Genomic DNA, 7,938 nt, shown 5'->3' with positions numbered 1-7,938 from the left:
CCCCAATCCAGGCACGCGGTGCGAACCTGAACAGGAATGCCAGCACCAGCGCCGGCACCCACGATCCCAGGCTGTTTTGCAGGGTGATCTCCTGGTCCCACCACCAGCCGTTGGTCTGCACGGCGGAAAACAGTTGGGTTGCTGTCAGCGTCACGATGGTCCATGCCACCCACAGCACATCGTGGCGCACGCTCAGGCACAGCGGCAAGGTGAGCACCGCCCACAGCGCGAACAACTGCCACGGATCTGCGCCGGTCTGGTAAGTTTGGCCGAAATACGCGAACAGGCCGCCGCAAGCGATAAAGCCCAGCAGCGATAGCGGTATCCGTGCGGCCGGCAAGCGCCAGGCGCCCAGCAACGTGGCCAGCACAATTGCCTCGAGCAGCATGAAGCGGATGGCGCGTGGCAGCTCGGACCAGTTGGCCGCCACCCAGAAGATGATGCCGAGGCCGGTGAGCACTGCCGCCAGCACCGCGATGCCGAATGGCAAGTAACGCTGCAATGACGGTGGCGGTGCATCGAGCGCCGCCAGTTGTTTGAGCCGGCGGCCGGCTTCCGGCGACATCTGGTGCTGATCGGCCAGGGTAAGTATCGCAACGCGGAGGTTCATTGGCATTCCACAAGTTATGGTACGCCAAGATTACTCTTTTTTTAACTTCTGCGGTGCGCCATCACGGCGCGGGCGAAATGGCTACAGCTTCTCCAGGTTGGGCCCGCGAAGATCGATCAGCACGGCGTGGCCTTGCGGATCTACCCGGAATTCGCCGTACCTGGCCTTGGCCCATCGCTCGGCTTCGCCTTCCTTGAAATACCAGGCGTCGGTGGCGGGGCGCAAGCCGGTTAGGGTCGGCGTCAGTTCCAGAGGGAACTCGTCCTGCCGCAAAGGACGGTCGGTAGGCTGGCCCTGTATCACAGCAACGCCTCGCTCATCGACTTTGGCGATGGCCTTGACACGCTGCCGGTCCCCAAATGCGGTGTCAGGCAGACCGGCCAGCTGGAAGTTCAGCGCCATGTAATCGCCCTGCATCAGTGAACGGGGATCGACAGGCAGCAACTCTATGAATACTTGTCGACCGTTGCTGATTTGCGTCTTTTTCTGCCAGATCCCGGCGTTTACCCCCAACAGTATGATCAGCAGCGAGGCCGCGACACCGAGCGGACGGATCCGCACGGCCGTGCCGGTAGCTGTCGCTGAAGCTTCTACTGTTTCAGTCTTGACCGGAAGCGCCAGTTGGCAGCGCCAGGCAATGATGCCGAAAGCCGTGCCCACGCCCACCATGATGATGCCCTTGGTGGCCAAGGGTAGCTCCAGCTGATAGTAAAAGCTGCCGATCACCGATGCCGCTGCGCTGCCGCTGGCTGCGGCGTGGGGCCAGCGGCTGCTCGTTGCGCAGCAGGACAATGCCAGCAAGGGCACACCGAGGGCGGGTATCAGCCAGGCCATTGCCGCCAGCAAGGTCGCCGCTGCCAGGTAGCGGACAGCGCGCAACGCTGGCCAGCGGTGTAGCAGCCATCCGATGGCGACCAGCGTCAGCGTGCAAGACACCGCCCGGGGCAGCGAGTCGAGCACGAGCCGCGCGGCGCCGTCGTGGCTGTGATCGAAACCCAGCACGGCGGCGGAGAGCAAGGTCGGGCCGGCGCCGTAAGACAACATTCCCAGCATCGCCAGGAGCCAGCCAGTCGCCAGTGATTCGCAGGTCAGCAGGATGCCCGCATTGCTCCCGGATAGCTCGCAATGATCGATGCACAGCATGGTCGCCAGCCAGACCAGCAAGGCAAACGACGCCGCGCTCCAGAAGGTCACATCCCGTAGTATTTGGGCGTTGGAAGTCATGAACATGAATGTCACGCATGCAAGCGCACCGAGTAATATGCGCAGCCAGTTCTGCCGCAGGTAGCAGCCAATGCCGATGATGAGCAAGGTCAGCAGCGCGTTGGCGAACCACTCGTCGACATCGCGATACAGGCCAAAAGCCAGCAGGCCCAGCCCGGCCAATAATGCGGGCACGCCAAATTGCTCGACAAAGTCGTTGCCAGCTTCGACGCGAAAAGCGAACATCGCGACGACAAGCGTGAAACTCGCCAGAAAATAGCACCCTTCGCCGTAGATCAGGTGCTGCCCGAACAGGTGTTCTACAAGCAGGAACAATGGCACGGCGGCAAGCCACGCGCCCAGTGCGGTGAGCAAAATGATGGGCCAGGGGCGCGTCGTCGCCAACGGCACGGCATCGGCAGGCAGGATGCCCTGCGCGCGTGCCGAGCGGATCAAGCTTCTCGTTGCGGCGCTACTCATCAGATTTTCTCCCGAAGATAAACGCGCGTCAGATGCATGACCAGTTTGAACGTGAGTGCCAACAGCCCGGTGGCGGCGCAGCCGAGGACGGCTAATGAAAAGACCAGTGCGTCCATGTTGGATGCACTGAACAAGGCGAGTGCCAGGCCACAGACCACGAGTATGTTAAGGCTCAGGCACAGGGCGCTGAAGATAACGATATCGAACATCTTGCGCAAGCTGAAAGCATAGACCAGCACTGCCGCGATGAGCACGAACCATGGATATCCGTGTGCGGAGGAGAGTAGATTATGGAGGGACAGCGTGGTCAGGCTGACGGTCGCATACAGCATGCTCAGCCGCACAGGCCACAGACCAGCGCCGGTCAGCGATGTTGGCGCAAACCGCAGCATTGACGCCAGTGCGATGGCCGGCAGCCACGAACCCAGGCTGCTGTACAGCGACATCTGCGCCTGCCACCACCAGCGTCCGCTGTGGACTTCCGAAAACAGCTGGGCGCCGGTCAGCGCAACGATCAACCACGGCACCCACAGCACAACGTGGCGTACGCCGAGACACAAGGGCAAGGTGACTGCGGCCCACAACGCAAACAATTGCCAGGGATCGGCGCCGGCCTGGTAGGTCTGACCAAAGAAGGCGAACAGCCCGCCGCAGGCCAGGAATCCCAGCAAGCCCAACGGCAATCGCGCCGCAGGCAGGCGCCATGCGCCAAGCAAGGTGCCGAGCACGATTGCCTGCAGCATGACAAAACGCAGGGACCGCGGGAGTGACTGCCAGTTGGCCGCAATCCAGAACACGATGCCAAGTCCGGCCAACACTGCCGCCAGCACCGCCATGCCGAACGAGACGGATCGCAGCAACGAGGGGGGCATGGCGCCGAGGTTGGCAAGTTCTTTCAGCCGCTTGCCGTCGGCCGAGGACAAATGATGCTGGTCAGCCAGCGCGAATACCGCCATGCGAAGGTTCATAAGCTTCCCGAAAGAAATAATGGAAAGCACTGAGTATCGTCACTGTCACTATCCAGGTCTTGTGACCCGTCAACTGATCTAGAACTGGTAAGCCGCGCTCACGCCCAGCAGCCAGTTACGCTGCGGTGCTGCCTCGTAATAGCGTTTATTGGTATCGCCCACGATCACCGAGCCGATGTAGTTTTTGCCCAGCAGGTTGTTCAGCCGCGCAAACTGCCTGAAGCGCCAGCCGTTCCACTGCTGGCTGGCGTTCATGCGCGCGTTGAGGATGCCGTAGCCGGGCGCGGCCTGGTCGGCGTTGGCGTCGTCCGCGTAAATCTTGCTGGTGGCGATGCCTTCCAGCGCTGCGCCGAAGCGGTCGGCGCTGTCCTTCCACGCCAGCTCGGCATAAGCATTGGCCTTGGGCACGCCCGGCAGGCGGCTGCCTTGCGGTACTGCGCCGAAGCCCTGGTCGTAAGTGGCGCGCAAGGCGGTGAGTGCTACCCGCGTGCTCAGGCCGTAGCGCCAGCTTGACTCGAGCGACACTTCCAGCCCCCGGCGCAGCGTCTTGCTGGCGTTGCGGTAGCTGGTGCGGCCACCGCCGCTGCTGTCGACCACCACTTCGTCGCTGGTGCGCACCTGGAAGATGGCAGCGTTGAGCCTGGTTCGCTCGTCCAGCCTGGTCTTGATGCCGGTTTCCAGGTGCGTGCTTTCGGCAGGCTTGAGGTTGAAGTTGAAGCCGCCCGCGCTCGCGTAAAACAGCTCGTTGAGCGTTGGCGTTTCGAAACCGCGCGCGGCGCTGGCGTACACGTTGACCTTCGGCGACACGCGGTACAGCACGCCCAGCACCGGCGTGGTGTGGCTGAACTCGAGGTTGCCGCTGTCGTTGCCGTTGCTGACAAAGCGGTCATCCACCGACACCTTGACCGTGCTGCGCCGCACGCCCGCGCTCAGCATCCAGGCGCCGGACTGCCATTCCGCCTGCAAGTAGGGATCGAGGTTGGACACCACGTCCTGCTCGTCGCGGCGCAGCGCGCCTTTCACGCCGAACTGCGTGCCGATGAAGTTCTCGTAGCCTTTGCGGTCGTCGTCTGACCGACCGTATTCGAGGCCGAAGGTGGTGCTCAGTTTGCCGCCGGCCAGCTGGCTGACGTGGGTCCAGTTGACATCGGCGCCGTAGAAGTCACGGTCGAAATCGATCACGCCGCCCGAGTGCGTGGCAGGGGCCTGGAACGCGCGCGAGAACGACTGGTACTGGATAACCTGGCGGTTGCCGCCGTAGACCATCACGCGCAGGCGGTCGTCGCCGAATTGCTGCTCCCAGTTTGCGCCGATCTGCTGGTGATCGATACTCTTGCGGGTGTCGTAGCGGTCGGCCAGCGTGCGTCTGGGCGTTTGAGTATCGGTGGCGTCGGTTTCGCCGGCGCGCGGATCGCGCTGGTACGTGGCCCACGTGACGCCGAGCGGATCTTGCGTATCCTTCTGGCGCAGGCCGTTGGCGACAATGGTCAGCTTGGCGTCCTGCATTGGTGTGAGCGTGAGCTTGGCGAAGGCCTGGTCGCGGGTGGCGGCGCTGTGGGCGCGGTAGCCGTCGGTCTCGAAGCGCGACGCATCGAGCACATAACCCACATCGCCTTGCTTGCCTTGTGCATTGACATCGGCCTTGCGGCTGCCGTAGCTACCTGCACTGTAGCTGGCCTCGATGGTGGGCGCGCCTTCACCGTCGCGCGTAAACAGCTGGATCACGCCGCCAGAGTGGTTGCCGTAAATGGCGGAGAACGGTCCGCGCAGCACTTCGATGCGCTCGGCCATGTCGAGATTGAAGGTGGCGGCCTGGCCCTGGCCGTCCGGCATGCTGGCCGGGATGCCGTCGGCGATCAGGCGCACGCCACGCACGCCGAAGGTGGAGCGGGCGCCGAAGCCGCGCGACGAGATCTGCAAATCCTGCGCGTAATTCTGGCGGTTCTGCGCCACCAGGCCCGGCACGGCGGCCAGCGCCTCGGACGCATTGACGCGCTGCTGGCTTTGCTGGATACGGGTGGCGTCGATGACGTCGATCGATGCCGGCATGTCGAACACGGTGTGGCCGATGCGGGTGGCGCTGACCACCACCACGTCGGCGGCCGGCAAGGGCACCGCTTCTTCCGCCTGGGTAACGGTGACTGTGCCGCCCAGCGCGACCAGCGCGGCGATGGCATTCCAGCGAACAGGGTACTGCTGCATAAAGACTCCGGGTAGATGACGTGACAAGTTGCCGCCATCATAAAGTAGCTGTTGTCATTGTGCTGACCACGGCCCTGCGGTGCGCTGCAACATGACGCAGCGTGCGCCACCCACGGTCCAGTTGTGGCAGGGTAGACGTCCCACTGTTCGTTAGCGTTTAGACGATCGGGGCAAGACCGTGGTTTCAGCATCTTTGATGACATCCAACGAGAAAGAGGACGACATGAATCTGGCAGACATCAGCAAACTGGGCGTGGCCAATCCGTTTAAACAACGCTACGACAACTACATCGGCGGCAAGTTTGTGGCGCCGGTCAAGGGCGAGTACTTCGGCAACATCACGCCGATTACCGGCCAGGTGTTTTGCGAAGTGGCGCGTTCCACGGCGGAAGACGTGGAACTGGCGCTTGACGCCGCACACGCCGCCAAAGTTGCCTGGGGCAAGACGTCGCAGGCCGAGCGCGCCAACATGCTCAACAAGATTGCCGACCGCATGGAAGCCAACCTGGCCGTGCTGGCCACCGCCGAGACCATCGACAACGGCAAGCCGATCCGCGAAACCACCAATGCCGACATCCCGCTGGCGATCGATCACTTCCGCTACTTTGCCGGCTGCATCCGCGCCCAGGAAGGCTCGGTCGCGCAGATCGATTCGGAAACTTACGCCTACCACTTCCACGAGCCGCTGGGCGTGGTCGGCCAGATCATCCCGTGGAATTTCCCGATCCTGATGGCAGTATGGAAACTGGCGCCGGCGCTGGCCGCCGGCAACTGCGTGGTGCTGAAACCTGCCGAGCAAACCCCGGCCTCGATCATGGTACTGATCGAGATGATCGGCGACCTGTTGCCACCGGGCGTGCTCAACATCGTCAACGGCTACGGCCTGGAGGCCGGCAAGCCGCTGGCATCGAACAAGCGCATCGCCAAGATCGCGTTTACCGGCGAGACCGGCACCGGCCGCCTGATCATGCAATACGCCGCGCAAAACCTGATTCCCGTCACCCTGGAGCTGGGTGGCAAGTCGCCCAATATCTTCTTTGCCGACGTGATGGACGCCGACGACGCCTTCTTCGATAAATGCCTGGAAGGCTTTGCCATGTTCGCGCTGAACCAGGGCGAGGTATGCACCTGCCCGTCGCGCGTGCTGATCGAGGAATCGATCTACGAAAAATTCATCGAGCGCGCGTTGGCCCGGGTGGCGGCCATCAAGCAGGGCAATCCGCTCGACGCCGGCACCATGCTGGGCGCCCAGGCCTCGCAGGAACAGCTGGAAAAAATCCTGTCGTATATCGACATCGGCAAGCAGGAGGGCGCCGAAGTGCTGGCCGGTGGTGAGCGCAATGTGCAGGGTGGCGACCTGCAGGAAGGCTACTACGTGCGGCCCACGGTGTTCAAGGGCGAGAACAGCATGCGCATCTTCCAGGAAGAGATTTTCGGCCCGGTGGTATCGGTCACCACGTTCAAGGACGAGGAAGATGCGCTGCGCATCGCCAACGATACCTTGTACGGGCTGGGCGCAGGGTTGTGGACGCGCGATGGTTCGCGGGCGTTCCGCGTGGGCCGCGCCATCCAGGCCGGTCGCGTGTGGACCAATTGCTACCACCTGTATCCGGCCCACGCCGCGTTCGGTGGGTACAAGCAGTCGGGTATCGGCCGCGAGAATCACAAGATGATGCTCGATCACTATCAGCAAACCAAGAACCTGCTGGTGTCGTACAGCCCCAATGCGCTGGGTTTCTTCTAGGGCGCGGCGATGATCGACACCATCGAACGGGTGACGGCCACGCCGGCCGCGCGCGACATGCTGGCCACGCTGCGCGCGCGGCATGGCCCGGTGATGTTCTTCCAGTCGGGCGGCTGCTGCGATGGCAGCGCGCCGATGTGCTACGCGGCCGGCGAGTTTGCCGTCTCCGATACCGACGTCTACCTGGGCGAGCTCGACGGCGCGCCGTTCTACATGGGCAGCGAGCAGTTCGCGTACTGGGAACATACGCAGCTGATCATCGACGTGGTCAATGGCAACGGCGGCATGTTCTCGCTCGATAACGGTACCGGCCGCCGCTTCCTCACCCGGTCGCGCCTGTTCACGGACGAGGAATTGGCGCAGCTGGGGCCGGCGTCCAGGGGGCCGGCCGAGGCGTAAATTTATAGTCCTCAAAAAGTCCTTGCCGACGGGGCGGATGGTTGGCTATAATTCGCCCCCTCGCAGAATAACGCATGCAAATGCAGAGTGAAACGAGAAAAAAGAAGGTTGACGAAACGAGCTAAATGCTTCATACTCTTTCTTCTTCGCGGCTGACAAAACGATCGCAGCGAAACGCAGTACCGCAACATCAAATACAGTTCTTTAAAAATTAACAGTCGATAAGTGTGGGCGTTTGATGAAAGTGCACACAGCGCTAGTCGCTGTGATACTTAACATATCAAATGTTCACAAGAAGTAATGAAATAGGCGCTATGAAAATAGTGGCCTGT

At 62.3% G+C, this 7,938-nt stretch carries 6 protein-coding genes; 2 read left to right on the top strand and 4 right to left on the bottom strand.

Annotated elements, in window-relative coordinates:
• From DUPY_RS01850 to DUPY_RS01835, 4 genes are all read right to left on the bottom strand, one after another.
• Window positions 1-610, bottom strand: a 610-nt coding sequence (locus tag DUPY_RS01850; protein WP_141749386.1) for a DUF2157 domain-containing protein, incomplete at its 3' end; no start/stop codon positions are given.
• Window positions 611-691: 81 nt separating this feature from the next.
• Entirely contained in the window at window positions 692-2,293 is a 1,602-nt protein-coding gene (locus DUPY_RS01845) for a GDYXXLXY domain-containing protein (protein WP_084640497.1), read from the bottom strand.
• Window positions 2,293-3,261, bottom strand: a complete 969-nt coding sequence (locus DUPY_RS01840) for a DUF2157 domain-containing protein (RefSeq protein WP_070245998.1) — start codon at window positions 3,259-3,261, stop codon at window positions 2,293-2,295. The genes DUPY_RS01845 and DUPY_RS01840 overlap by 1 nt, the downstream gene beginning before the upstream one ends.
• A 78-nt stretch (window positions 3,262-3,339) precedes the next feature.
• The gene (locus tag DUPY_RS01835) at window positions 3,340-5,463 is read right to left on the bottom strand and encodes a TonB-dependent receptor family protein (RefSeq protein WP_070245997.1); all 2,124 of its coding nucleotides are present in this window, start codon (window positions 5,461-5,463) and stop codon (window positions 3,340-3,342) included.
• Window positions 5,464-5,686: 223 nt separating this feature from the next.
• On the opposite strand from DUPY_RS01835, the gene adh reads away from it, so the two are divergent.
• Both adh and DUPY_RS01825 read left to right on the top strand, forming a co-directional pair.
• The gene (adh, locus tag DUPY_RS01830; protein ID WP_070246000.1) at window positions 5,687-7,207 is read left to right on the top strand and encodes an aldehyde dehydrogenase; all 1,521 of its coding nucleotides are present in this window, start codon (window positions 5,687-5,689) and stop codon (window positions 7,205-7,207) included.
• A 9-nt stretch (window positions 7,208-7,216) separates the two neighbouring features.
• Complete coding sequence (locus DUPY_RS01825; protein ID WP_070245996.1) at window positions 7,217-7,606, top strand: DUF779 domain-containing protein; 390 nt, start codon at window positions 7,217-7,219, stop codon at window positions 7,604-7,606.
• The last annotated feature ends 332 nt before the right edge of the window (window positions 7,607-7,938 follow it).

The organism is Duganella phyllosphaerae (assembly GCF_001758785.1).
Classification (GTDB): Bacteria; Pseudomonadota; Gammaproteobacteria; order Burkholderiales; family Burkholderiaceae_D; genus Rugamonas; species Rugamonas phyllosphaerae.
The sequence above is the reverse complement of the archived record's forward strand: the minus strand, read 5'-3'. Positions and strand labels throughout refer to the sequence as shown.